This window comes from Martinezella sp. CNPSo 3959, from assembly GCF_057784355.1.
This window is the reverse complement of sequence record NZ_JBXSOV010000006.1, coordinates 42774-67275: the sequence shown is the minus strand read 5'-3', so window position 1 is coordinate 67275 and position 24502 is coordinate 42774. Positions and strand designations below refer to the sequence as shown.

The 24502-nt window shown below is 56.6% G+C and carries 23 protein-coding genes and 1 pseudogene; 18 read left to right on the top strand and 6 right to left on the bottom strand.

The features are described from left to right. Position 1 precedes the first annotated feature (1 nt). Genes AC13RE_RS15435 through AC13RE_RS15405 form a run of 7 tightly spaced genes read left to right on the top strand, consistent with a single transcriptional unit; the run spans position 2 to position 5873 of the window. A complete protein-coding gene (locus AC13RE_RS15435; protein WP_488484542.1) occupies positions 2–955 on the top strand; it encodes an arginase family protein in 954 nt (317 codons plus the stop codon). Further along, a complete protein-coding gene (locus AC13RE_RS15430) occupies positions 952–1305 on the top strand; it encodes a DMT family transporter (protein ID WP_132719996.1) in 354 nt (117 codons plus the stop codon). Before AC13RE_RS15435 ends, AC13RE_RS15430 begins: the two co-directional genes overlap by 4 nt. After that, the gene (locus AC13RE_RS15425; protein ID WP_132719997.1) at positions 1302–2174 is read left to right on the top strand and encodes a fatty acid desaturase; all 873 of its coding nucleotides are present in this window, start codon (positions 1302–1304) and stop codon (positions 2172–2174) included. The genes AC13RE_RS15430 and AC13RE_RS15425 overlap by 4 nt, the downstream gene beginning before the upstream one ends. Continuing rightward, a complete protein-coding gene (locus AC13RE_RS15420; RefSeq protein WP_488484544.1) occupies positions 2164–2979 on the top strand; it encodes an alpha/beta hydrolase in 816 nt (271 codons plus the stop codon). Before AC13RE_RS15425 ends, AC13RE_RS15420 begins: the two co-directional genes overlap by 11 nt. Then, a complete protein-coding gene (locus AC13RE_RS15415) occupies positions 2960–4108 on the top strand; it encodes a GNAT family N-acetyltransferase (protein WP_488563573.1) in 1149 nt (382 codons plus the stop codon). Before AC13RE_RS15420 ends, AC13RE_RS15415 begins: the two co-directional genes overlap by 20 nt. Then, positions 4108–4533, top strand: a complete 426-nt coding sequence (locus AC13RE_RS15410) for an EamA family transporter (protein ID WP_207899649.1) — start codon at positions 4108–4110, stop codon at positions 4531–4533. Before AC13RE_RS15415 ends, AC13RE_RS15410 begins: the two co-directional genes overlap by 1 nt. Then, positions 4533–5873, top strand: a complete 1341-nt coding sequence (locus AC13RE_RS15405; protein WP_488563699.1) for a class I SAM-dependent methyltransferase — start codon at positions 4533–4535, stop codon at positions 5871–5873. The genes AC13RE_RS15410 and AC13RE_RS15405 overlap by 1 nt, the downstream gene beginning before the upstream one ends. Here the strand turns inward: AC13RE_RS15405 and AC13RE_RS15400 are convergent. After that, positions 5814–6584, bottom strand: a complete 771-nt coding sequence (locus tag AC13RE_RS15400) for a MipA/OmpV family protein (protein ID WP_488563572.1) — start codon at positions 6582–6584, stop codon at positions 5814–5816. The genes AC13RE_RS15405 and AC13RE_RS15400 overlap by 60 nt on opposite strands. 464 nt (positions 6585–7048) lie before the next feature. Here AC13RE_RS15400 and AC13RE_RS15395 point away from each other — a divergent pair, with 464 nt between their 5' ends. Next, on the top strand, positions 7049–7795 hold the full coding sequence (locus AC13RE_RS15395) for a phosphatase PAP2 family protein (RefSeq protein WP_488563571.1): 747 nt from the start codon (positions 7049–7051) through the stop codon (positions 7793–7795). Between the two features lie 21 nt (positions 7796–7816). On the opposite strand, the gene AC13RE_RS15390 is transcribed toward AC13RE_RS15395, so the two are convergent. Then, complete coding sequence (locus AC13RE_RS15390) at positions 7817–8458, bottom strand: DUF1007 family protein (protein ID WP_488563570.1); 642 nt, start codon at positions 8456–8458, stop codon at positions 7817–7819. A gap of 535 nt (positions 8459–8993) precedes the next feature. Between AC13RE_RS15390 and hsdR the strand changes: the two genes are divergently transcribed. The 5 genes and pseudogenes from hsdR to AC13RE_RS15365 all read left to right on the top strand — a co-directional run bounded on the left by hsdR (position 8994) and on the right by AC13RE_RS15365 (position 16375). Beyond that, positions 8994–12419 (top strand): type I restriction-modification system endonuclease, encoded by a 3426-nt coding sequence (hsdR, locus tag AC13RE_RS15385; protein ID WP_488563569.1) that lies wholly within the window; start codon positions 8994–8996, stop codon positions 12417–12419. Positions 12420–12432: 13 nt separating this feature from the next. Further along, complete coding sequence (locus AC13RE_RS15380) at positions 12433–13914, top strand: class I SAM-dependent DNA methyltransferase (protein ID WP_488563568.1); 1482 nt, start codon at positions 12433–12435, stop codon at positions 13912–13914. Then, the gene (locus AC13RE_RS15375) at positions 13914–15425 is read left to right on the top strand and encodes a restriction endonuclease subunit S (protein ID WP_488563567.1); all 1512 of its coding nucleotides are present in this window, start codon (positions 13914–13916) and stop codon (positions 15423–15425) included. Before AC13RE_RS15380 ends, AC13RE_RS15375 begins: the two co-directional genes overlap by 1 nt. Before the next feature lie 14 nt (positions 15426–15439). Beyond that, a pseudogene (locus AC13RE_RS15370) lies at positions 15440–15649 on the top strand (winged helix-turn-helix domain-containing protein); the annotation flags it as partial. 27 nt (positions 15650–15676) lie between these two features. After that, positions 15677–16375 (top strand): restriction endonuclease, encoded by a 699-nt coding sequence (locus AC13RE_RS15365; RefSeq protein ID WP_488563698.1) that lies wholly within the window; start codon positions 15677–15679, stop codon positions 16373–16375. A 12-nt stretch (positions 16376–16387) separates the two neighbouring features. Here AC13RE_RS15365 and AC13RE_RS15360 read toward each other — a convergent pair whose 3' ends face one another. Next, complete coding sequence (locus AC13RE_RS15360) at positions 16388–17749, bottom strand: N-6 DNA methylase (protein WP_488563566.1); 1362 nt, start codon at positions 17747–17749, stop codon at positions 16388–16390. Continuing rightward, positions 17739–18350, bottom strand: a complete 612-nt coding sequence (locus AC13RE_RS15355) for a restriction endonuclease subunit S domain-containing protein (protein ID WP_488563565.1) — start codon at positions 18348–18350, stop codon at positions 17739–17741. Before AC13RE_RS15355 ends, AC13RE_RS15360 begins: the two co-directional genes overlap by 11 nt. A gap of 171 nt (positions 18351–18521) precedes the next feature. On the opposite strand from AC13RE_RS15355, the gene AC13RE_RS15350 reads away from it, so the two are divergent. After that, positions 18522–18692, top strand: a complete 171-nt coding sequence (locus AC13RE_RS15350) for a hypothetical protein (RefSeq protein ID WP_488563564.1) — start codon at positions 18522–18524, stop codon at positions 18690–18692. 156 nt (positions 18693–18848) lie between these two features. Here AC13RE_RS15350 and AC13RE_RS15345 read toward each other — a convergent pair whose 3' ends face one another. Further along, positions 18849–19379: a hypothetical protein gene (locus tag AC13RE_RS15345; protein ID WP_488563563.1), complete on the bottom strand. Its 531-nt coding sequence runs from the start codon at positions 19377–19379 to the stop codon at positions 18849–18851. 89 nt (positions 19380–19468) lie between these two features. On the opposite strand from AC13RE_RS15345, the gene AC13RE_RS15340 reads away from it, so the two are divergent. From AC13RE_RS15340 to AC13RE_RS15325, 4 genes are all read left to right on the top strand, one after another. Next, the gene (locus AC13RE_RS15340; RefSeq protein ID WP_488563562.1) at positions 19469–19672 is read left to right on the top strand and encodes a hypothetical protein; all 204 of its coding nucleotides are present in this window, start codon (positions 19469–19471) and stop codon (positions 19670–19672) included. After that, positions 19672–21840: a VapE domain-containing protein gene (locus AC13RE_RS15335; RefSeq protein ID WP_488563561.1), complete on the top strand. Its 2169-nt coding sequence runs from the start codon at positions 19672–19674 to the stop codon at positions 21838–21840. Before AC13RE_RS15340 ends, AC13RE_RS15335 begins: the two co-directional genes overlap by 1 nt. A gap of 367 nt (positions 21841–22207) precedes the next feature. Further along, positions 22208–23476, top strand: a complete 1269-nt coding sequence (locus tag AC13RE_RS15330; RefSeq protein ID WP_488563560.1) for a tyrosine-type recombinase/integrase — start codon at positions 22208–22210, stop codon at positions 23474–23476. Between the two features lie 129 nt (positions 23477–23605). Further along, positions 23606–23791: a hypothetical protein gene (locus AC13RE_RS15325; protein ID WP_488563559.1), complete on the top strand. Its 186-nt coding sequence runs from the start codon at positions 23606–23608 to the stop codon at positions 23789–23791. 134 nt (positions 23792–23925) lie between these two features. Here the strand turns inward: AC13RE_RS15325 and AC13RE_RS15320 are convergent, their stop codons facing one another. Beyond that, positions 23926–24399, bottom strand: coding sequence for a hypothetical protein (locus AC13RE_RS15320; protein WP_488563558.1), 474 nt, complete (start codon positions 24397–24399; stop codon positions 23926–23928). Positions 24400–24502 lie beyond the last annotated feature (103 nt).

Sequence of the window (24502 nt, the reverse complement as noted above, 5' to 3'; positions counted from 1 at the left end):
GGTGCAACTGCTGCTTCTTCATCTCGATGATGCTTTGGAGTTGCAGCCCGACTTCGTACGCGCGTGCAAATTCGCAGGCGCGTACCAGTATTTCGGCAAGAATGCCGGCCAGCAGGTTCGGCTTTGGAGCAAACAGGGTCCTCTTGACGATCTCAGCCGCGAGATCGTCAAGAACAGGCCTGCGACAGGTAAGACCCCGCAATTGTGCTTCATGGGCTCCGGTGATTTCCATCATATCACCGCCCTACTGCTCGACGACGCGCTCGAGCGGCAGTCCAGCGCGGCCACGCTGATCCATTTCGACAATCATCCGGATTGGGTCAAGTTCGACGGCGGCCTGCACTGCGGCTCCTGGGTCAACAGCGCACTTGCTAATCCCAGCATCCAGAAGGTCATTACGATCGGCGTCTGCAGCCATGATCTTCGCAGCCCGGAGCGAAAGGGAGCCAATCTGCACTGGCTCGGCGACGGCAAGCTTGAACTCTACCCTTACGAACATCCGCCAAGCCGCGTTCTGGCCGATTACGGCAATGGCGCCAGCTACCGCCAGGAACGGGGGGCGCTGCACTGGAAGTCGATCGCCGAAATCGGCGAGGAAAATTTCATCGATCACATGCTCAGCCGTATTCGCACCGAAGCGGTCTATGTGACGATCGACAAGGACGTGCTGGCCGCCGACGATGCCGTTACCAATTGGGATCAGGGCCGCATGCGATTGCCCTATCTCCTCTCCCTCATCAGCGAAATCGGCAGCCGGCACCGCATCATCGGCGCCGATGTCATCGGGGATTATTCGACCCCGAGTTATGCTGGCAGTCTTCGGACGCAGTTCATGAAGCGCGCGGAGATCTTTATCGATCAGCCGCGTATGCGCCAGGGCGCCGAGGCGATGAGAAACATCAACAGCGCAGCCAATCATGCGCTGCTGGAGGTGCTGGCGGAGTACATGGAATGACTGGCAGCCTGACACTTCCCATGCTGGGACTGATCCTATTCTGCATACTCGCGGAGACGGCCCGCGAAGTTTGCTTCAAGCAAACGGCCGGCGAAGGCACCCTGCTTTCGGCGCTGGCCAAGCCGATCACCTGGCTCGGCATTCTGTTCTGGGCCGTGGAGCTTTTCGCCTGGACGGCCGTTCTGGAGCGCGTCCCCCTGACCATCGCCTTCCCGCTGATGGCGCTGAGCTATGTGGTCATCGTGCTGGCCGGCGCCGTCATCTTCAAGGAAAACATCAACCTGCGCCACGCGACGGGCGTGTTCCTCGTCACCGCCGGTGTGGCTTGCGTGGGAGTTACAGGACTATGAAAATCTTTGCGCACACCCGATGGGATCTGGCACCGGTTCTGGCCGCCGTCGCCCATCTCGCCTTCGATGTCTATCTGATCGTCGGCTTCGAAAGCCGGCCGCTTTGGCTCTCCGCCGTTCTCGGCTGCCTTTACGCCGTTTCGATCTCCTGGAACATCAACAGCATATCGCACAACTTCATCCATACGCCCTATTTCAAGCCGCGCTGGATGAACTACGGCTTCAGCCTGCTGGAGTCGGTCGCGATCGGTTTCTCGCAGACCTATTATCATTGGGTGCATATGCGCCACCATTCCGGCAACAGCGACCGGCCGGATGAGAAAGGCGATACTATCGATCTGCTGTCGATCTATCGCCACGGCCGCGACGGCCAGCCGGAAAACGTCTGGTCCTACACGTTTCTGAGCTTCTTCCGCGACAGTCTCGGTGACATCCACAAGGCGATCGCCCGCAACCGCCCCTTCGATGCGGCCTGGGGCCGGTTCGAACTCTATTTCTTCCTGGGACTTGCCGCGCTCGCACTTGTCTACGACTGGAAGGCGGTGCTGTTTTTCGTGCCGTTCTATTATATCGGCAACTGCCTGTCGTCGCTGAACGGCTATTACGAGCATCTGAACGGCGATCCGGACGAGCCGATCGCCTGGGGCGTTTCGAGCCACAAATCCTTCTACAACTGGCTCTGGTTCGGCAACGGCTATCATGCGGAGCACCATTATCGCCCGCGGACCCACTGGACGAAACTCCAGGCGCTGCATGAGCAGATCAAGGACGAGCAGGAAAAGAATGGCACGCATGTGATCAGCACCTGCCATGCTCTTGGCTTTATGGCCAAGGAAAACCGGCCGTCGGAGCTCTCTCATGAAAGCTGACGAATTGAGCTTCTTCATGGAGGGCTCAAACGGCAAAGGCGTTCTTCTGATTCACGGTCTGACGGGAGCGCCGGCCGAGATGAAGCTGGTGGCTCGTCACCTCAACCGCAGGGGCTACAGCATCTATGCGCCGTTGCTCGCAGGCCATGGCGTCGATGCGAAGACCCTGCGCGGAACGAGCTGGGAAGACTGGCTAGCCTCTGTCGTCAGCGCATCGGAATTTCTTGCATCCAGAACGCAGGAAGTCTTTGCGGCCGGCATCTGCGTCGGTGGCAAGCTGGCGATGCTGGCCGCCGAACAGCAGAAGAAAACCATCAGCGCGGTGGCGATCTATTCTCCCTGCTTCAGCTATGACGGCTGGGACGTTCCCTTCTACTATCCGCTGCTGGCCTCCCAGATCGGCTGGCTGTCGCGCGTTCCGTTCCTCGATCGGCTGAACTTCAGCGAGACGACCTCGCTTGGGATAAAGGACGAGCGCATGCGCCGGCTGATCGAAGGCATGGCGAGCGAAGGCGTTTTGGAAAAATTCCCAGGCAAGGGTCTGGTCGAGATGCACCGGCTGGGCAAGGCTCTTCGCAGCCAGTTGCCGCAAATGCAGACGCCGACGCTGATCCTGCATGCCGAGGATGACGATCTCGCCAGCCCGAAGCATGCCCGCTACATTTCCGAGCATATCGGTGCTCCGCACGAACTGAAATGGATCACGGACAGCTACCACATGATCCATGTCGACCGGCAGCACCGTCAGGTGGCCGATTTTACGGCCGATTTCTTCGAGGCGCGTCATGTCGCAGCCGCTGCTTAAAGTCCCGCCGCAGCCGATGGGCGATCCGGTGGCCGAAGTTCATGTCAGCATCCGCGCCATTGGCCGCGATGTCTGGAATGCGTGTTTCCCGGGTCAGGTCGAGGACTATGATTGCTTGCTGGCGATCGAAGAGGCTGGTCTTGAGGGGTTCGAATGGCGCTACATCACCGTCACGGAAGGCGGACGGGTCAGCGCAGCAATGCCAGCCTTTCTCTGCCTTTATGCCCTTGATACCACGCTGGAGGAAGGCTTCCTGCGTCGGTCCATGCGCAAGGTCCAGCGCTATTTTCCGAAGTTCCTGAAGCTGCGCCTTGCCTGCCTGGGTTCACCCTGCACGGAAACGGGGGCGATCGGCTTTCATCCCGACGTCGATGGCGAGCGCCGCGGCGTCTTGCTGGCCGAGATGCTGTCCTTTTTCGAGCAGGTCGCCGCGGCCGAGCATTGCGGGCTGATCGGCCTCAAGGATATTCCTGAGCCGACATCAGCCGAATTCGGCGCGCTGTTTGCCGCGCGCGGCTATGCCACGATCGGTGGCCTTCCGACGGCCTGGCTCGACATCGATTTCAAAACGGTCGACGAATATCTCGCCAGGCTTTCGTCCGGTACGCGCAAGGACATGCGCCGCAAGATGAAATCCTTCGAACAGGTCAGGGTCGAGATCCGGACCGATTTCGGTGAATTCCTGCCTGAGGTGATGGCGCTCTATCATGACACGCGCAATCGCAGCGAATGGCAGTTTGAGGAACTGACGCCTGCCTATTTCCAGGGCATTCTCGACCGGATGAGCGGCCGCTCGTTCTGCGCCTTCTATTTTGTCGAAGACAAGCTTATGGCCGCCAATCTGATCGTCCATGACGAGCGCTTGGCGATCGACAAGTTCTTCTGCATGGATGGCGAAAAGGGCCGGCCCTACAATCTCTATTTCCTGAGCTGGTTCACCAATCTGCGCTATTGCCTCGATAATGGCTTGAGCCGATACCAGAGCGGTCAGGCCTATTATGAAAACAAGGTGCGGCTCGGCAGCAAGCTGACGGCCAATGCGATGTATTTCCGCCACCGCAATCCTTTCCTTCAGGGACTGTTGCGACTGGTATCGCCGCTGTTCTCGACAGATGAGGCGGATGTGTAATGCCGATGCGTCTTTCCTGGCTTGCGGTGCCGGTGCTGAATACCCTGTTCCAATTCTTCATCAAGCTCGGAGCCGAGCAGATGAACGGTGGGGGCGCGGAAAGCTGGCTGTGGCAAGCGCTCTCTTCCTACTGGATATTGGCAGCCATCGCCGTCGAGATCGTGACCTTCTTCATTTGGATGAACGTGCTTGCCGAACTCGATCTCAGCCGCGCTTTCCCGCTTTCCGGCATTAGCTACGTGCTGATCATCGCGACAGGCTGGTTCATCTTCGGCGAGCGTGTCGTCGCCCTGCAGGTGGTCGGCAGCGGTTTGATCCTCCTGGGGGTCTGGTTGATCGCAGGAGCCAATGCGGCGCCGGAAGAGCGTGACGATTGGCATGTCAAGCATGACGGGCTGCGCAGCAGCGCCGGTAAGGATAGATGATGACCGGTTCTCCAGCTGAAAGCCGCCGCACGGGCAAGAGCAATGTCCTTTTCTCCGGCGTTGTAGACTGGTGCGTGAAGCGCGCGCTGTCTTCGATCGTGACGCGCGGCGCATTGACCGTGACCACGGCTAGCGGCCGTGTGCTGACCTTCGGCGACGGCACCGGCAAGCCGGTCCATGTCCGTTTCACCGACGACCGCGCCGAATGGGCGCTCCTCATCGATGCCGATAAGCGACTTGGCGAGCTCTTCATGGATGGCCGCTTCATCGTGGAGCAGGGTACGCTCTACGATTTCGTGGCGATGATGCTGCGCGAAGGGCAGAACAGTACTCACCCCCTCATTGCCCGCATCATCGATCATATCAGGACGAAGCTGCGGATTTTCCGCCACCGCAACCTTCCGGGACGATCGAAGGCGAATGTCGCGCACCACTACGATCTCGACGGTAGGCTCTACGAACTCTTCCTCGATCCGGACCGGCAATATTCCTGCGCCTATTTCGAGCATGCAGATCAATCGCTTGACGACGCGCAGATTGCCAAGAAGCGGCATCTCGCCGCCAAGCTTTTGATCGAACCGAACAACAGCATCCTCGACATCGGCTGCGGCTGGGGCGGCCTGGCGCTGCACATGGCCGAACATGCACCGGGCGGTTACGTGCTCGGCGTGACCCTATCAGAAGAGCAGCATGAATATGCGTCGAAGCGGGTTGCCGACAGGGCCGGCGGAACGCCGGCGGAGGTTCAGTTCGCGCTGAGGGATTACCGTAGCCTCACCGGCCGCTTCGACAGGATCGTTTCCGTCGGCATGTTCGAGCATGTCGGGCTAGCTTCCTATCGCACCTTCTTCCGCAAATGTGCTGAACTGCTCGAGGATGACGGCATCATGGTGCTGCACACCATCGGCTGTTCGGCGACGCCCGGCTTCACGACGCCGTGGCTCGACAAATACATCTTTCCAGGCGGTTATATTCCGGCGCTGTCCGAGATCGTACCGGAGATCGAGGCGGCGGGACTTGCCATCACCGATGTCGAGGTGCTGCGGCTGCATTATGCCAAGACGCTGGAGGCGTGGCGGGAGCGTTTCATGGCGCGTTGGGACGACGCCGCCAAGCTCTATGACGAGCGCTTCTGCCGCATGTGGGAATATTATCTTTCGACGGCGGAGGCCGCCTTCCGCTACGAGGATCTCGTCGTCTTCCAGATCCAGATCGCCAAGCGAAATGACATCATTCCGCTGACGCGCAACTATATCGCCGAGAATGAAGCGAAGAATGCTTCAAAACTTGACGTTGAAGGTTCTGTTCAGCGTAAAGCCGATGATGTTCTGGTCGGGTGAGCCGAAGCGCGAGGTGATCGGGCTGTCGGCCGCATCGCCCACCAGACGGTTATATTTTCCGTAGACCTGCACGCTCCATTCCGGCGAGATCGTATAGGTCGCCGCTACCGTGAAGCCGACCGATTTCACACCGGCACCGGCATCGAAGGCATTGATATGCCCATGTCTGGCAGCTTCACTCTCCGAGATGCCGAAGTTGGTGCGCATATAGACTGAATTTGCCATCGACAGGCGAGGACCGGCGGACAGGAGCCATTTGTCTCCGAGCGGCTGGAACCAGTCGAGAGCGAAATCGCCGACCAGTCCATCGCCGCCCCAAAGCGACTGGCGTATTTCCGTGCGGAAGCGAAGCCGATTGTCCATCAGCCAATATTGGGCGAAGCCGCCCGCATCGAAGTTCCAGCGCACTCTGCGCTGGCTTTGCAGGTGCAGGTTGTTGATGTCGAAGCGGTCGTCCCGCAGTCCCACAACCGGGCCGATTTCGACGCCGCCGAGATCGAAGAGCTGATAATCGAAATTATCGTCCGGTGCGCTGTATTCCTGCGCCTCACCCAAACGATGGATGTCGAATGAGGGCAGGGCGCCGAAGGTATAATGCTTCGATCCCTCATAACTCGGGCCGTATTCCACGGTCGCGCCAAGCGTGACAACCCAGGTATCGGATGAGGATTTAGGGGTGTCATCCGCTGCTTTGGATGAGGTGGGAAACATACCGACTATGAACGCTGCCAGCAGCCCCGTTCCGGCCAGCACAGACAGCCGGGCGGAAAAAGATGTCCCAACATTTAACACTCTGAAAACACCTGATGCCTGATCGCCCCTGCAGCTCTAGTAGCACAGCTCGCGGCTTGGAAAACAGTAGAAAGTTTGACAACAGACATGGCGCCTGACCACCAGCCTGAACGCTTCTGTATTGCTAACGCCCCCATGGACCATCCTTCGGCAGAAAGCGAAGCAGGCCACATCCTGTCGTGGCTGCCGCGGTGCCTGCGACAATTCCCGTCAAGATAGAGAGGTTTTATTTCACGAACCTGAAGCGCATGCGCCGCCGAACATATCGTTCCGGCTTTGATTGGTTGGAAGCTGCGCGTTTTATTCCTAGATAGGCTTTGTCCGCTATCGGGCTTCGATTCTGGACGAAACGATATGAGAGCAGGCAAGGCGGGTTTTCGCGCATGAAGGATCGGCCATTCGGCACATCGGGCATTCCGGGATGGTTGAACCGCTACGAGCCATTGCTGCTCGTGATGTTCGCTGCGCTTTCGGGCGGCATTCTTCTGTTCATCTATTTGACCGGCGAGGTCCTCGAAGGCAGCACGAAGGGGTTCGACGAGGCGATATTGCTGGCGCTTCGTCAGCCCGGGAACCTTGCCATGCCGATCGGGCCGGGATGGCTCACTCATGCCGTCAAGGACATTACCAGCCTCGGCGGGACGACGGTGCTGGCGCTGATGACGGCGCTCGTGACGACCTATCTGTTGCTCGACCGGCAACGCGCTATCGCCATTTTCATCCTCGCTTCAGTGCTAGGCGGATGGGCGCTGAGCACGGCCTTGAAGGTCGGCGTCGCGCGGGCGCGGCCGGAAATCGTGCCGCATCTGGTCGAGGTTCACGATCTGAGCTTTCCGAGCGGCCATGCGATGGTATCGGCCGTGACCTATCTGACGCTTGCCGCGCTGATCTCAGGGACGCGGACCTATCGTTCGACGCGGGTTTTCATCGTCGCGGCCGGCATCCTGCTGACATTGATGATCGGCGCGAGCCGGGTCTATCTCGGCGTGCATTATCCAACCGACGTTCTCGGCGGCTGGTGCGCCGGTGCGACCTGGGCGCTCGCCTGCTGGCTCATCGCCCGCCGCTACATATCGCCTGCCGCAGGGGACAAGGGGTCTACCGAAAACGATCGTCCGCCTTTTAAATGAGGGAAGCTACCCCTTGCAGGATCAGCACTGGACTTCGAGCCGCGTCGCGACCAGCAGCGAGTAGTCCGTGCCCTTGGGGTCGCTGAAGAACATGCTGGTCAGCGCGGCCTGGTTTTCCGCCATGACTTCCTTCGGGTTGGGCCTGATCACCTTGCGCTTGCAGCGGCCTAAAGCCGGCCCCGACGTGGTCAAATCGTTGTCGGTGGCGAAATCGACCGCCGTATAGAGCGTCTTGTCGTAGATGCCGAAAATGGTGGTTCCTTTGAGAAAGGTCTTCTGCTCCGGCTTCAGCGAAAAGGTCAGCGTCAGCGAACCATCCTTGTAATTGGCCTCAACCGCGTCCGGTTTGGCCATCGGCACCGCTTTGCCGTTGCTGGTGACGTTCGTGTAGTAACCGTATTGCGCCAGCGAATCCCGGACCGTCTTGCCAACTGCCTTGAGCTCAGCCGGCGTCAGCGACTGGTCGCCGCTCTTGCCGTAATCCATGAGCACGGAAGAGGTAAACACCTCGTCGAAGCTCCAGACGTTGCGCAGCTCGCTGATCGAGCCATCGGGCGCCGAGACGACCTCGAATTTGGCATCGATGAAGATATGCGGATGGGCAAATGCGGGAATGGGTAGAAGCGACAGCATCGCAATCAGCAGGGAAATCTTTGTTTTCATGCTTTTCATGCGAGTAGCTACCGCGTTTCGTCCGTCTATCCGATGCGCAGACCTGGACGGCAAATGAGACTGATTTGAGACCCTTCGCGCGTGGGCAAGGCATAGATGCAAGGAAAGGAAACGGGAATAAGGAAACTTGCCTTTTCGGCAAAACACCAGCTTCGGCCTAAGCCGTGACTTTTTCTCTTCGGAGGAAATCTGGAAAACTGGAGCGGGCGAAGGGATTCGAACCCTCGACCCCAACCTTGGCAAGCAATGAATTACAGTATTCACTTAATGCGAGTATGTGTAACGCAGTTCACCAGAATCCACAAGGGTCGCCCCTTGCTCATTTTTCGAGGCCATAGCTACCGTTTACAAATAACGACCAGATTGCCCTACTGCATTTCGCGGTCCATCGCCGTGAACTGGCGTAACGGTGACCGCATGGTAACCGGAACAACCAGCAGTCCTTGCAAACAGATCGCGGGATCGCAGGGAATGCGCAATAGCTCTTGATCGCCTCTCAAAGATTGCAATAGATTGCCATTAGAAATTGAAATCTGCTCAATGGAAAAGCATTGCTATCCCTATGACGGAAGACGCTGGAAACTTTTCATTTCTTTCTCAATCTAACCCGCAGTTGGCCAAGCTGGGCCGGTTGGCCGAGCGCTATTTTCATGACGATCCGCCGACCGCGCTTGTGAAGTTACGTCAGTTTGCTGAACTGATTGCAAAGGAAGTGGCAGCTCGCCAAGCTTTGCTAACCAATAACAAGATGTCTTTCGATGAGATATTGCGCATCTTACGTACGCGATCCGTACTCCGCCAAGAGATTGCCGACCTATTCTACCATTTGAAGCGGGCAGGCAATCTGGCTGCTCATGAGGATCAAGGCACCAGAAGCGATGCCCTAACGGGTTTGAAAGTTGCGCGTGCTGTCGGTGCTTGGTTCTATCAATCCTATGGAAATGCGCCGTCTTTTCGGCCCGGCCCTTTTGTGCCTCCATTTCCACCTACGGATGGTAGCCTTCGCTTGCTCCAAGAGATCGAGCGCTTGCGAGCAGTGGTCATCGCAAGCACCGACGCTGAAGCTAAGGCACGATTGACTGCCCAAGAAGCCGAGGCGGCACGCCTTGAACTAGAAGGACGAGCTGCTGTCGAGGCGCGGGACCGAGCTTTCTGGGAAGCTCAGGCCTTGGAAATTGAAGATGCTTTGAGAGAAACAGAACGGACACTAGCCGAATTGCAGGCTCGTGCCTCGGCGATGCCTACTCAGCAGTTGGATCTTCTGGCTGAAGCTGCCGCACGAAGCGCGGACCAAATCGAAATAGATGAGGCAACCACTCGTGTTCTCATTGACGAACAGCTGCAAGCGGCTGGTTGGAAGGTTAATACGGCGTTCTTACGCCATGGAAACGGAACGCGCCCGGGTGACGCTGAAGCAGTTGCGATTGCCGAGTGGCCGACGGAGAGCGGCCCGGTCGATTATGCGCTATTCATCAACGGCCGTTGTGTGGGTGTGATAGAAGCCAAGCGGCAAATCCGAGACGTCCCCGGACGCCTGGGCCAAGCCAAACGCTATAGTCTAGACATTACGCTATCGTCAGACGAGGCACTTCCTGGTGGGCCTTGGGTGGATGGGCTCGATCAGTTTCGAGCGCCCTTCATGTTCGTGACCAACGGTCGTCCGTATGTCAAACAACTCGCCACCAAATCCGGAACATGGTTTTGGGATGCCAGAACGAAATCAGCGCCAAGAGCGCTGGCGGAGTGGTTCTCGCCGCGAGATCTCATCGAACGTCTTGAGCAAAGGGTCGGTGATGAAACGCCTGGCTTCGAGGATCGAGAGATTGGCGTCACGGGTCTCCGTCCTTATCAGCAAGAGGCGATCCGTGCTGTTGAAGAAGCGATCGGACGGCACCAGGACCACATCCTCCTTGCCATGGCGACGGGAACGGGCAAGACGCGCCTTGCCATTGCGCTCATGTATGAGCTTCTGCGGGCGAAGCGTTTTCGTCGCATCCTCTTTCTCGTTGACCGCAATGCGCTTGGACGCCAAACGCTCGACGCGATGAGTACGACGGATACCAATGGGTTCCTGAAATTTGATCAGGTTTTCTCGGTTGCCGACATGGCGCGCAGGTTTCCGGAGGCGACGGATCGCGTGCAAGTGGCGACTGTGCAGGCGATGATCCGTCGGATTTTTGATGACCCGACCTCCGAGCGTCCAACGCCCGGTACCTATGATCTGATCATCGTTGACGAAGCCCATCGGGGATATACGCTGGATGCAGAACTTCGCGAGGATGATCTCGGTTTCCGCAATCTTGATGATTATCTCTCTGCCTATCGGCGCGTGCTCGATTACTTCGACTCAACGAAGATCGCGCTGACGGCCACACCTGCGTTCCATACTCGCGAGATTTTCGGCGCACCGGTCTTTCGCTACGGCTATCGCCAAGCTGTGATCGATGGCTACCTGATCGACCACCGTCCGCCTCGTCGTATTACGACGGCTCTCAGTCAGACGGGTATCAGCTTTGATAAGGGCGAAGAGGTTAACATCATTGATCCTCGTACAGGTCAGGTCGATCTATTTGATCTCGACGATCAGGTCGATTTCGAGGTCGCCGAATTCAACAAGAAGGTCTACACCCGCGCATTCAACCGCGCAGTCGCGACTGCAGTTGCGGGGGAGTGCCCGCCGAACCAACCGGGTAAAACCCTCCTTTTTGCGGCTCGCGACGACCACGCCGATATATTAGTGGAGGAGCTGCGCGCCGCGCTGATTGAGGAGTATGGTCCCCAACCGCATGACCTCGTCGAAAAGATCACAGGCTCAGTTGACAAGCCAGCGGATCGTATCAAGGCCTTTAAGAACGATCCGCGTCCGAAATATGTCGTCACCGTCGACCTCCTCTCGACCGGTATCGATGTGCCCGCGATCACCAATCTTGTCTTCGTTCGCCGTGTAAACAGTCGCATTCTCTACGATCAGATGATTGGCCGAGCGACACGCAAATGCGATGAGATCGGAAAGGAATATTTCCGCATTTTCGACGCCGTCGATATCTATGCGAACCTTCAAGAAGTAACGGACATGCGACCGGTCGTCGTCGATCCGACTTTGAGTTTCGCAACGCTTGTCGGGGACCTGGGTCGTGCCACGACCGAGGAAGACCGCGTATTCGTCCGTGACCAAATCGTCGTGAAACTACGTCAGCGCCTAAAACGCTTGGCAGACCAGCAAAGAGAAACGCTAGAGGCAGTACTCGGTCCTCTGGAGCCGCTTATTGAAGGTCTGAAAGCTGCGCCGCCGGCAGAAACGATAGCTCTCTTCCAGCAACATCCGTCCCTGACGACCATTCTCGACATGCCTCGAAATATCGGACGCCGTGATGGGATCTATATTTCCGAGCATGAGGATGAACTGATCTCGGTCGAAGACGACTTTGGTGGTAAGGCAAGTCCCGCCGATTACATCGAGAGTTTTGAGGCTTTCGTCCGGACCAACATGAATGCCATTCCCGCGATGGTCGCTGCTACTCAGCGGCCACGCGAATTGACACGCAAGGAACTGAAGGAACTGGCCATTCGATTGGACGCTGAGGGCTTTTCGGAGGCAAGCCTTCGGCGTGCTTATGGCAGCGCCCGCAACGCGGATATCGCCGCCCATATCATCGGTTTCGTGCGCCAGGCGGCACTTGGTGACCCTCTTGTACCCTATGAAACACGCGTCGAGAACGGCGTGCAGAAGATCTTGGCAAGTCGTGCCTGGACGCAGAAACAAAAACAATGGCTGGGCCGGATCGGTCGTGTCTTGAAGGCGCAACCGGTCAGCGATCCTGAAATTCTCTCCGAACCACTTTTCGCACAAGCGGGTGGATTCGAGATGGTAGACCGAGAGTTCGATTCCGGTCTAGGAGATGTACTCAAGGATTTGAACGCCGCCATCTGGGATGGCGGTGAAGTTGCCTGACGAAAGATTTGCCATGAACCCCTCTGCCGATCTCGTGAACAAGCTCTGGCGTCTCTGTGCTTTGCTGCGCAAGGACGGTGTCACCTACCAGCAATATGTGACGGAGCTGACCTATCTCTTGTTTCTGAAGATGGCCTCCGAGCAGAAGGATGAGAGCCGCATCCCGGAACAATTCCGCTGGGGCGCGCTGAAATCGGCCAGTGAAACCGAGGTACTGCAGCGCTATCGTCAAGCACTGATCGATCTCGGCGATGGCACCAAGATCGCCGACCGCTCCGTGGTCGCTATCTTCCAGAATGCCGCAACCATCGTTCGCGAGCCGGCCAACCTGCGCAAGCTGATTGATGCTATCGACGCGCTGCACTGGTTTAGCGAAGAGCGTGACCGGTTTGGTGATGCCTATGAAGGTCTGCTTCAGAAGATGGCTGAGGAGACCAAGCGCGGCGCAGGGCAGTATTTCACACCACGCGTGCTAATCGACGTCATGGTCGACCTGATGAAGCCACAGCCGGGCGAGGTTATACAGGACCCGGCGGCGGGCACGGGTGGATTTCTCATTGCCGCCAATAGCTTCATGAAGGCGGCTACTGACGATTATTTTGCGCTGTCGCCCAAGCAACAGGCCTTTCAGTTGCGCGACGCGCTGCGCGGCGTGGAGAACGTACCTGATACCTTTCGCTTGTTGCTGATGAATCTGCATCTGCATGCCATCGATCCGGACCATATCGATCTGGCCGATACGCTGAGCCCGAGGGGATCGGAGCCGAAATTCAAGAATGCTGATCTTATCCTCACCAATCCGCCCTTTGGCCCAGCCGGCGGACCACCCAAGCGCGACGACCTGACGATCACAGATCGTGTTTCATCATATCAGCTACCCTTCGTCGAACACTGCATCCGTGCACTAAAGCTTGGCGGCCGCGCCGCCGTCGTTGTGCCAGACAATGTGCTGTTCGATGATGGTCGCGGAAAGGAGTTGCGCCGCATGCTGATGAGCCGGTGCAATCTGCACACCATCCTGCGTCTGCCAACCGGCATCTTTTATGCGCAGGGTGTAAAGACCAATGTGCTGTTCTTCACCCGCGCGACCGAGGAAGCGCCGATGGAGGACGCGACGAAGGAGGTGTGGATTTACGACGCCCGCTCTGGCGCGCCTTCCTATGGCAAGACCAACACCTTCAAGGCTGCCGATCTCGAACCCTTCGTGGAGGCTTTCGGCGAAGACTCGAACGGCGGCTCGCCGCGCGAAGATCAAGGCGAAGCCAGCCGCTTTCGCAAGTTTACCCGCGAAGAGATCGCCACCCGTGGCGACAATCTCGATATCACCTGGCTGAAGGATACCAGCGCAGAGGCTGAGGATGGGCTGGAGACGCCGGAAGATTTTGCGCTCGCTATCGAGGATCATTTGAAATCGGCATTGGAGGAAATTGCCGCACTGATGGCGGGATTGGAGGGGGATGCTATCGAATTGGTGATACCGGAGGCAGCGGAGTAGTGAGCGGAAGGGCACCAACAGATCGCATACTGCGAGGTCGCTTCGGTATTTCCGTGAATGATCCAGGACATCCGACGCCCCCAGGATGGGTTCGCACTCCACTGACCGACATTGCTGACCTCGGGACAGGGCATACGCCAAGCAGAAATCATCCGGAGTATTGGGGCGGGGACGTTCCCTGGGTCGGAATTCGCGATGCCGGCGCTCATCATGGAGGCATCATCGACGTCACCGCTCAAACGATTACGCCGCTGGGGCTGGAAAACTCAGCCGCAAGGCTGTTGCCGAAAGAAACCGTCTGCCTGTCGCGAACAGCGTCTGTCGGCTACGTGGTCAAGTTAGGCCGCGAGATGGCAACAAGCCAAGACTTTGTCACATGGAGTTGTAGCGAAGCGCTCGATCCGAACTTTCTAATGGCCACCCTCTTGGCAGAAGGGGACGATATTCGGAAGTTTGGAGAAGGATCGACACACACCACGATCTATTTTCCTGCGGTCAAGGCGTTTCATATCGACTTGCCTCCGATAGCAGAACAACGCCGGATAGTTGGACGGCTGGATGCGCTAACTGCCCGCATCGCTCGCGCGCGTGTCGAACTGGATCGGGTGCCTTTGCTGGCTGAGAAACTGAGGCAATCTGTTGTGGTTGATGCTTTCGCGGGGCGCCTTACCGAACGATTTCGGCGAACATCTCAACTCAAAGCCGAAGACGATGAATATCTGGACAGCCTTTTCGTGCAAAAGACTAAGGTGAAACGGAAGAAGCCTGCTGCGACAATAGACTGGCAACCTAAGTTCGCTATCCCTGATGGATGGCGCTGGGTATCAGTTGATCGGGTGATCGCCGTTGCCCAGTATGGATCGTCATCGAAAACAGATGAGAACTCCGACGGCGTGCCGGTACTCCGTATGGGCAACATCCAGAGCGGTGAGCTGGATTTCTCGAATCTGAAGTATTTGCCGTCTAATCATCACGAATTCCCAGACCTTCTGCTCACAGACGGCGATGTTCTTTTCAATCGCACGAATAGCTTTGAGCTTGTGGGAAAGAGTGCGGTCTTTCGTGGCGCTTCGAGACCGATTTCGTACGCCTCATACCTTATACGACTTCAGTGCTGCGGTATTTTACCTGACTTGCTTGTCCGCTACCTCAATTCCCCGATAGGTCGCTCATGGATCGAAAGTGTTGCTAGCCAGCAGGTTGGGCAAGCGAATGTAAATGGAACCAAGCTACGCTCACTTGCCATTCCGCTACCTTCGAAAGAAGAGCAAGTGGAAATGAAGCGACTGATAGACATAGCCTTCGCTCGTGCCGACCGCCTCGAAGCCGAAGCCACCCGTGCACGAAAACTGCTCGACCGGCTGGAAGCCGCCATCCTTGCCAAGGCTTTTCGCGGTAAACTTGTGCCGCAGGACCCGAATGACGAGCCGGCCGACAAACTTCTGGAGCGCATCAAGGCGGAACGTGCAGCAGCGCCGAGGCAAAAACGCGGTCGGCGCGCGGCCTCCTGAACCCGGACACCATCATGGCCATTCCCGATTATCAGTCTCTCATGCTCCCGGTTCTTAGACTCGCTGCCGAGAGCGAAACGCGCGTGCCTGAGGCGGCTGACAAACTGGCCGACCAGCTAGGTCTTTCTGTTCTGGAACGGGAGGAAATGTTGCCTAGTGGGCGACAACGCGTGCTGAATAACCGCCTTCACTGGGCAAAATTCTACATGACGAAAGCGGGTCTAATCGAAAGTCCATCAAGAGGCCGGTTCTTGGCAAGCGAGATGGGGCGCAGGCTGCTTGCAACCAACCCTGGCTCCATCGATGTTGATACCTTGAAAGCCTATCCGGCTTTTGTCGAATTTTATTCGTCCAGCAATTCCGGCTCCGGCAGCCCCAATGCAGCGGCACTCGGCTCCGGCGAGGCAATCGATGCGACGACCGCCGCCACACCTGAGGAGCAGATCGATGCCGCACAGTCCGTCCTGCATCAGGCCCTGAAAGCGGACCTGCTGCAACGCGTCCTGGCGCAGAGTCCTGCTTTCTTCGAGCGCGCCATCGTCGATCTACTGGTCGGAATGGGCTATGGCGGTAGCCATGAAGATGCCGCCCGCCGCCTTGGAAAGACCGGTGATGGTGGCATCGACGGCGTGATCGACGAGGACCGCCTCGGCCTCGACCGCATCTACGTCCAGGCCAAGCGCTACGCGCCGCATGTCGGCGTTGGTCGGCCTGAGATCCAGGCCTTCGTCGGCAGCCTGGTGGGCTTCGGCGCATCGAAGGGCGTGTTCGTCACGACATCGAGCTTTAGCGCACCGGCCACGGATTTCGTCAGCCATCTGCCTCAGCGGATCGTATTGATCGACGGCGACCGATTTGCCGATCTGATGATCGAACACGGCGTCGGCGTCCGTGTTGCTCGCACGGTCGAAGTCAAGCGGCTTGATGAGGATTTCTTCGTCGAGGAGTGATCGCCTTCACCATCACATTGCGTTCGACTCGCCTTTCCAGCGCGTAAGCTCGACCCGCAGTGTTTCATACTCTTGTTGCAAATCAGCGCAGCGTTGATCCAGTTCGTTGATAAGGACCCGACGATCGGAAAAACTGACTGTCGTTTGTGTGGGTGCAGGCTGAATGTAGCGGGAAGGTGACAAGGAAAAAGCTTCGGATGCTAAATCCTGTGAAGCCACAACTTTCGAAAATCCTTGTTCAAATTTCCACTCTCGGTAGGTCACCGAAATCCGCTGTATTGCTGCATCCGGGAGAACGATACGAGCGCCATCCCGTTGACCCAGATCTCGGGCGTCTAGGAATAAGACGTGATCTCGACGTTGGTGAGCTTTGTGCTTGTTAAGGATAAGAATCCCTGCTTCAATGCTCGTACTGGGCGCAAAAAGGCGCGCTGGCAAGCCGATAACGGCTTCAATAGCATCGCGGTTTATCAGCGCTTCTCTAAGTCTTTCATCCAGCCCAGCTCGAAACAAAAGCCCATTCGGAACTATGATCGCCGCGATGCCTCCGTCTCGTAAGCTGTCATAGATTTTATTTACGTATGCAACTTCGCTTGACACTCGGTTGGGTAGTTCACCCATTAACGTGCTGCGATACTCCGCTAAACCTATACCTCGCGAATTAATATGCACCCCAAACGGTGGGTTGCTTACGACCAGATCAAAAAGTCGAGTACTACCGAGTTCTTGAAAAGCATCATTCTTTAGAGCGTTGCCGCTCCTCAAGTCGGCGTGAAGACCGGAGACCCAGAATCTAAGACAAGCCCAGGCCCAAGCTTCCTTGCCCTCCTCCTGCCCGAAGAATAGTGCGTGCTTTCCTCGCCCAGCAGCCGTAGCATGTAGCAATCCTCCCGTACCGCAAGCGGGATCGCAAATCGCTTTGAAATTGGTGCTGTCAAAAAGTGACGAGATCATATTCTCTACCGCTGGGGGTGTCCAGTGGTACATTTCAATTTTAAGTTGGTAAAGTTTGGTGCGAAACCATTCGGGGAAACCGTCGAGGGGCCATTCGCTCAGCGCAAACTTGAGCCAGCCATTACCAATGCTCGACTCCAATTGATTGAGGTTCGGGAAAAGATATTTGATTACCGAATTCTCTGCACCTGCCCAACGCTTTTCCATCTGGCGGCCGAGCCACGCAAAGAAATGATCCATACCAACGATGGGAGGTGCGACGTCTGCATGATCGCGCCTGAGACAATAAACGAATCCCAAGAGAGCAAGCGGTTCATTGTAATGCTGAAATCGAGTTCCGCGACTCAAATCCAACATTGATCGCAGAATAAGATCCCACGGAACAAAGTGCGTGTCCTTTTGGGTCTCGTTATAGTGCATCTCTGACGTCCATATACTGAGCTAAAATTTCCATTGCCTCTTCTTTTCGGAGGCGAGCGACATCAATTGCAGTTCGATAGTGATCCTCCGACACGCTAAGGAAGTGAGCTAAAACAGGTTGTAGCTCGGGTTCTGGAACGGGAATAGGCAATGTTTCAACGTCACGAATCGTGAGTGCGGCTTGGGCGGTGCTTGTCGCGCGACTGAGTATGCGAGCCAGCACGCGTGGCTGCTGGAGAAAAGCATTTAGCAGCCACGGTGAGAGAATGGGATTTTCTCCCATGCGTACGACAATGAAATTGGCGCTCGCAATTGATCCTGAATGAGAGGCTTGTATGACTACGGTTTTCATGAGCGTCCCGCGCGCACTTATTAGCAAATCGCCAGTTTGCAAGTGTTGTCTGCCCAATTGAAAAGATTTTGAGATCTCAACGGTTTCCAATGATTGGACATCGTTAAGCACGCCTTCAGCGAGATCCTTTACGTGAATAACTGGCACACTTTCGGTCTCACCAGTCGCCGGAGGAACCCGGGCCAAATTCACTCCCATGAAAATTGAGCTCGCCGCTTCCTTTAGCGACACGGCAATCAGTGTTGTCACTATCTGTCTCCCTATCCCATGCAGTACTAAAAATATTCCAAAGCCAGCTTGAATCTATCTGGGGCTTTCTGTATATCATGTTCGTTCGCTGCAATACTGTTTGTATAGCACGCGTTCCTTGGCCATAAAAGTGGCGACGGAAGCAAGTTGGTTCGAAAGGGAGTGTGAAACGTGAAGGATTTTGACGTCAATCGGCTCCTGACGCTTGGGACAGTAGTCATCATTATCTTGATTGCCGCCAGCAGTGGTTACCGCGTGGAGATCAGTAGTGCTGGCATTAAATTCGAGCAGAATGCGGGCTTGTTAGTTCGTCCCCACGACATGAAGTTCTCCCAGAACTAGTCGATTCCGCTTCAATTATCGCTTGGTCGAGGTGGCCCACTCGCTGGAAATTTCATACCCCTGTACGTCTCATCCCGTCGGTATGCGCTGTATCCTCAGCCGTTCGTGGTGGCCTACCTACGCGTGCGGGCGCGCGACCTCCGAATGTAAAAGCGACTATCTCTCCACGCTCCCCAGGTTCATGCGAATGCCGCGCCGCTCCAAAATCTCGCTAACCTTGAGAAGTAAATTCATGTCCAATTGTTCGGGAACGTCGTCGTGGAGTTCGGCAATGTCGAACCACCTTCGCATCCCTGTCGATCTGAGCTTCTTCCGTAGGCGCTCTTCGGCGCTCCCGGTCAACTCAAAGCGAGCAACGGCTTCCGAAACAAGCTGCCTAGTTGAACGAACTTTCGATAACGGCTTCCCGGTAAGCCTAGCAAGTCCTTGCGCAGATAGGTCTCTGTGATGTTGGCTGCCGATCCATCTCAATACAGTGGTGTCGTGGTCGCGGGGCCGACCTTCTAAGTTTGGTTGTCCCAGCAGTGCTTTACGCGCCTCGCGCAGACGTTCGTCCCGCAAACGGGTAGCTGCGAGGGTGGATTTCGCGGGTACAGGATAGGCGTCGATAACTCCAAGAAGTAGCTTGTCAAAAAAGTCGCGACCTACGGGGTCTCCGTAATCAACCGGTTCGATGTCCATCGGCATATGCGCATTCCTTTGCTAGTTTTTCCCCATACAAGCAGAGGGCAGACGTATATCTAAACAGACCTCCAACTCAATCAAAGGAGGTTTAAATGGAACGACCCAACCTATCTACTGAAAAACTCCTCACTTTCCACGAAGCTGCTGGAGCGCTTGGCGCTTACTACTGGCAGATTCAACGCGCCGTGAAGCGCGGCGATATTCCCCACTACAAACCGTTCAATTCCAGGAAGCTAGTGAGGCTCTCCGAAGTCGTCGCGTACATCGACTCCCGTCGTCAAGGAGGTGCGCAGTAATGGCAGACGAACGGGACTTCTCAGTAGGCAACACTGATGGAGCGGTCGAATTCCTCGATCGGATGTTCCCTGGCCAGCGACGCCACCTTGTCGCTATCTCTCTCGATGGACGAGTGGAAGCGAGGACGTTCTTTCCGAACGAAGACGAGGGAATAGGTGCATGGATCGATGCTCGGCAAGGAGAGTCAAATCTCTACTTTCATGTAAATGACTTGCTCTCCGGCGTCGTGAACAAGAAGGCCACTAAGGGGGATATTTCGAGAGCTCTGTTTGTTCATGTCGATATAGATGATGTGAGCGCCGAGCAGCGTCTTCTCAGCTTCTTGCTCCCTCCTACGAGCGTTGTATTCTCGGGCGGCGGTTATCATGCTTATTGGCGGCTGAATGAGCCGACTACTGATTTAGTCCGCGTCGAGGCGATCAACGAGGCTGTGGCCAAGGTCCTGGCTGGTGACAAATGTCACAACATCGACCGCATCATGCGCTTGCCGGGAACGGTAAATATTCCGAACGCGAAGAAGCAGGCAAGCGGGCGCAAATCGGCGCTTGCCCGGCTTGTGAAAGCCGACTGGTCACTTTGCTATTCGCTGGACGACTTTCCGCAGGGCGATGGACCGCAGCCGGCAGACCCAAAGGGCGCAGTAGCACAAAATGCGTTTGTCATCCCAGTCGATCTAGGCGCGCTGCCTCCGACACTGTTGCGGGCCACCAGAACAATCATAGAGCTGGGCGATGATAAGGAGCGCCCCCGTACTGGTCCTTCTCCACGTTTCCGTTCGCGCAGCGAAGCGGTGTTCCGGGTCGCCTGCGATCTTGCTCGTGCAGGCTGCTCTGAAGAGATCATTACCGGCGTGCTCATCAACCCGGATTTTGGCATCTCTCGCTCAATCTTGGAAAAGAAGAAGCCTATCCAATCTGCCCGGCGGCAAGCCCTCTCTGCTCTGGCTGCGGTGTCAGACGGTTGGCCTGACTACGACAAGAATGGCCTCCCGAGGGCCACAATGCGCAATACCGTCGTCGCGCTTCGCCGGCTCGACTTCACCTTCTCTCACGACTTATTTCGGCACCGAAAAGTCGTCAACGGCTCTATGCTTGACGAGCACGAAGGCGAAATCAGCGATGATGCCTGCGCCTTGCTGCGGTCATTCATCATTGAGACGTTCAACTTTGACCCCAAACCAGAAAACGTGCGTGATGCGGTGACGCAGCTTTGTTTGGAGCACACCTTCCATCCAATCAGGCAGATGCTTGATGCGCTGATGTGGGACGGCGTTCCTCGTGTGGACAATTGGCTGACACGGTATTTAGGCGCTGAGGACACGCCACTAAATCGAGCAATTGGGCGGATCATGCTCATTGCTGCTGTAAGGCGCGTGCGCGAACCCGGCGTCAAGTTCGATACCATCGTGATCCTCGAAGGTAAGCAGGGCACAGGCAAGTCCACGGCGCTGCGCATCCTTGCCGGCCCTGGCAATCACTCCGACAACGAGTTGTTGACCCTCGACACCAAGGCTCAGATGGAGGCAATGCAAGGCGTTTGGATATATGAGTTAAGCGAAATGTCGGGGCTCAATAAGAGCGAGGTGGAGCGCATGAAGGCCTTTGCGTCGCGCGACGTTGACCGCGCTCGAATGTCCTACGGTCGGCATCCCGAGGCAAGAGCCCGCCAAACGATATTCGTTGGCACTACCAACGAGCATAAGTACCTGAAGGATCGTACCGGCAACCGCCGGTTCCTGCCTGTGAAGACAGGAGAGATAGATCTGGAGATTCTTCTCCGTGATCGTGATCAGCTCTGGGCCGAGGCCGCAAAACTTGAAGCCGATGGTGCGAGCATCCTTCTTCCCCAAGAGTTGTGGGCGATTGCGGCCGCCGAGCAGGAGGATCGCCTGGAAGATGATCCGTGGCTGGAAAAACTATCAGCCGTCAACGGGAAAGTATTCGGCAGCGAAGCGCGAGTTTATACCGCAGACCTGCTTGAAGGGGTGTTGGGAATTCCGCCGGAGCGTCAGCATCACGGACACGGGAAACGGATTGCCGGCCTTATGCGAAGCGTCGGCTGGGAGCCCGGCAAGTTCAAAGTCGAAGGGAAAACACTACGCGGATTCCACCGGCTCAAACTTGAAGGGCAGGTCGATGACCCGGAGCCGACAAGACCGAAATTCTAGGCGGTGGTGGCGGTGGCAGTGGTGGCATGTGCTGTAGGCGCGCCGGGTGTGTAGCAGAGTTGCCTAGCTGCCGGCTATGTACTGCCTCCACCGGCCCCAGGTGGCATGCCACCGCCGCCACCCGCCTGGTCCGATGGAATTACTCTGCACGATTCCCCGGTAGCGATTTCAACCTCCATGAGCTCGGAATCCAAAATATCAGAGACCGCGTCGCGTCGCGGTCTCCGTACCTCCTCATAATTCAAGGTTACATACCTGGTCACTACCGAGGGCGTTTCTGGCGGCCCAACGGGCCGTCGGCGATTACTTGTGCGGGTCACAAGGCCATGTTTTCCTTGAGATTTTTTTATCTGACACAGGTAATCCGATGACTGAATTCAACGTTTCCATCACTAGCGCGACCCGACGTCGCAAACTCAAGGACGGCACCACTGCCGAATATCCGCAGTATTACTGCGAATATCGCGAACCCCTGACAAAGAAGCGGCGGCGTCGCGTATTCAACCGGAAGAAGGATGCTGAGGCATTCCGGAATGCGCTGCTCGTTAAGGTCGCCGAAAACAATTATGTGGACGAGCGCAAAGCTCCGAATGTTTCCAAGGCGATTGACCATTGGTTGACCGATAAGGAAAGCAAGGTGAAGGCGTCCACCTTGAAGGGCTATAAAGTGGTCGTCAACGGCGCGATCCGTGGTCCATTGTTGATCGGCACCGCACAAGAACGGGCCGATTACACCGAGAGTGGGGTTGCGTCCCAAAATGCCCGGTTCATCAAGCTGCTCGGCGATATTAAATTGACTGAGCTTACTACTGCAATGATCCGCGTCTGGCACAAAACGGTTGTCGAGCAATGCGGCAACTACACAGCCAACCGTGCCAAAAGTCATTTGAAGTCCATCCTCGCTCTCGCTGAAGAAGACTTCTCCATCCGCGCGCCTTCGATGCCGACCGGTCTTGCGCGGTCGCGGCATAAGCCGAAAAAGGCGATGCTCACGCCCGCGGATATTGCCAGGTTGGTCGCTGCAGCCAAGAATGACCCGGAGCATGGCATCTACTACGCCTTCCCATTCCTCGTGGGTACGCGTCCCTCGGAGCAATTGGGGTTGCTTTGGAGTGAGGTAGATTTCGATAAGGGCGTCATCCGCATTTGCCGTATTCAAGAGCGCGACGGCTCGTTGACGGAAATGACGAAGACGGAGGCGGGAACTCGTGACATTCCGATGACCGCCACTCTCCGCGAGATGCTTCTTGAATGGCGCATTCGTTGCCCAAGGAAAGGCAAGGAACTACATCGCGTTTTCCCCGGCCCTGGTCGCCTTCAGGAATGGCCAAAGCCCAGGTTGGGCGGTGGCGGACCTTTGCTCTATCAGAATTTTCGCAAGCGTTATTGGGCTCCTGCCTTCAAGGCTCTTAGGCTCCCGTATGTAACGCCGCATTCCGCGCGCCATTCTTTTATCTCCACCTTGCAGGCGCAGGGGATCGAGGTTGGCCTCGTTGCCCAGATTGCTGGTCACGTCAATCCCACCGTGACGCTCGGTCACTACACGCAGGCCGTACGTGGCGGCGCTGCTGCTATGGCGGCCCTGGACCACGCCTATAGCTACAGCGCGTCAGGAAGTACGTACGCCGGCCCGTAGCGGCCCATGCGGGCGGCGGTAGGGCGCCGGCTGCCGCTCAGCTCCTGCGTTATGCCACTGAAATTACGCGATAAATTGTCCCGAAAATTCCGCTGTGTTTTAATTTTGCAAACACGAAGGAACGAAGTGATGGACTATTTATTGGTGATCGACAACGCCACGGGCGAAGCTACCATGATGACGGTGCAGCAGGCATCCTGCCGCACCGGCATTGACGCCGAAGAGATAGATGCCGCCCTTGAAGATAGCGGTTGCTGCAATTCGATGGACTATCTTATTATCGATACCCGGCCGGCGCTGGCGGTCGTCGGCTGACACTGCGAGCCATGCAGCGTTTCGGAGGAAAAGTGCTCAATCCCCCCCGATGCCACCTTTTGTTCGATTATGAGCGGGGGCCCCGAGCGGGCGTCGACTCACACCACCGCCGTACCATGGTACGCGCGATGCACTCACCGAATGGTATATTTCACCGAGTTCGCGGAAACGCTGATCACCTTCAGTACCTTACCCTGAATGGTGACGCTGCGGCCGCCTTCGACCGCGATCCGAATAGGCTGTCGTGCCGTCGAATACTGTGTCGATCCACGCGGTGGAATATATTGATAGGATGTGGATCTAGCGGTCCCGTTGACCGATGTTAGGCCGACGGTTCCATCCACAGTGGTTGTCGTTGTTTGCGGAATGATCAACGGGCTCTCAGTCATCGTGGTTGCGTTGCTCTCAACCGCCACATCTGATCTTTCGAAGAAGGCTTGGTTACCTCTTCCTCCGATGAACCTTACAGTGGTGCCGCCTGCGCTTGTCGTCCGGCCCCAGATGTCGGCTTTGCCAACAATGTTGGGGAGTGATCGACGCGATTCAAATGACATGACAACATCGCCGGGGCCGGCTTCGCGGACATTATTACCGTTCGGTGTAACCATCGACGTTTTCGTTTCCACGGTTGCGCAACTGGACAAGGTCAGAGCCGCGCATGTGAAGAGGAGACTTAATCTGTTCATTTTCTCATCCCATTGAAAAAATTAC

What these genes read in the sequence shown, in the direction of transcription:
- AC13RE_RS15400 (WP_488563572.1), bottom strand. Translation starts at nt 6,584, where the DNA reads ATGTTTCCCACCTCATCCAAAGCAGCGGATGACACCCCTAAATCCTCA.
- AC13RE_RS15340 (WP_488563562.1), top strand. Translation starts at nt 19,469, where the DNA reads ATGGAACGACCCAACCTATCTACTGAAAAACTCCTCACTTTCCACGAA.
- AC13RE_RS15425 (WP_132719997.1), top strand. Translation starts at nt 1,302, where the DNA reads ATGAAAATCTTTGCGCACACCCGATGGGATCTGGCACCGGTTCTGGCC.
- AC13RE_RS15320 (WP_488563558.1), bottom strand. Translation starts at nt 24,399, where the DNA reads ATGGTTACACCGAACGGTAATAATGTCCGCGAAGCCGGCCCCGGCGAT.
- AC13RE_RS15415 (WP_488563573.1), top strand. Translation starts at nt 2,960, where the DNA reads ATGTCGCAGCCGCTGCTTAAAGTCCCGCCGCAGCCGATGGGCGATCCG.
- AC13RE_RS15345 (WP_488563563.1), bottom strand. Translation starts at nt 19,379, where the DNA reads ATGCCGATGGACATCGAACCGGTTGATTACGGAGACCCCGTAGGTCGC.
- AC13RE_RS15395 (WP_488563571.1), top strand. Translation starts at nt 7,049, where the DNA reads ATGAAGGATCGGCCATTCGGCACATCGGGCATTCCGGGATGGTTGAAC.
- AC13RE_RS15325 (WP_488563559.1), top strand. Translation starts at nt 23,606, where the DNA reads ATGGACTATTTATTGGTGATCGACAACGCCACGGGCGAAGCTACCATG.
- AC13RE_RS15430 (WP_132719996.1), top strand. Translation starts at nt 952, where the DNA reads ATGACTGGCAGCCTGACACTTCCCATGCTGGGACTGATCCTATTCTGC.
- AC13RE_RS15380 (WP_488563568.1), top strand. Translation starts at nt 12,433, where the DNA reads ATGAACCCCTCTGCCGATCTCGTGAACAAGCTCTGGCGTCTCTGTGCT.
- AC13RE_RS15335 (WP_488563561.1), top strand. Translation starts at nt 19,672, where the DNA reads ATGGCAGACGAACGGGACTTCTCAGTAGGCAACACTGATGGAGCGGTC.
- AC13RE_RS15390 (WP_488563570.1), bottom strand. Translation starts at nt 8,458, where the DNA reads ATGAAAACAAAGATTTCCCTGCTGATTGCGATGCTGTCGCTTCTACCC.
- AC13RE_RS15360 (WP_488563566.1), bottom strand. Translation starts at nt 17,749, where the DNA reads ATGCACTATAACGAGACCCAAAAGGACACGCACTTTGTTCCGTGGGAT.
- AC13RE_RS15420 (WP_488484544.1), top strand. Translation starts at nt 2,164, where the DNA reads ATGAAAGCTGACGAATTGAGCTTCTTCATGGAGGGCTCAAACGGCAAA.
- AC13RE_RS15410 (WP_207899649.1), top strand. Translation starts at nt 4,108, where the DNA reads ATGCCGATGCGTCTTTCCTGGCTTGCGGTGCCGGTGCTGAATACCCTG.
- AC13RE_RS15405 (WP_488563699.1), top strand. Translation starts at nt 4,533, where the DNA reads ATGACCGGTTCTCCAGCTGAAAGCCGCCGCACGGGCAAGAGCAATGTC.
- AC13RE_RS15330 (WP_488563560.1), top strand. Translation starts at nt 22,208, where the DNA reads ATGACTGAATTCAACGTTTCCATCACTAGCGCGACCCGACGTCGCAAA.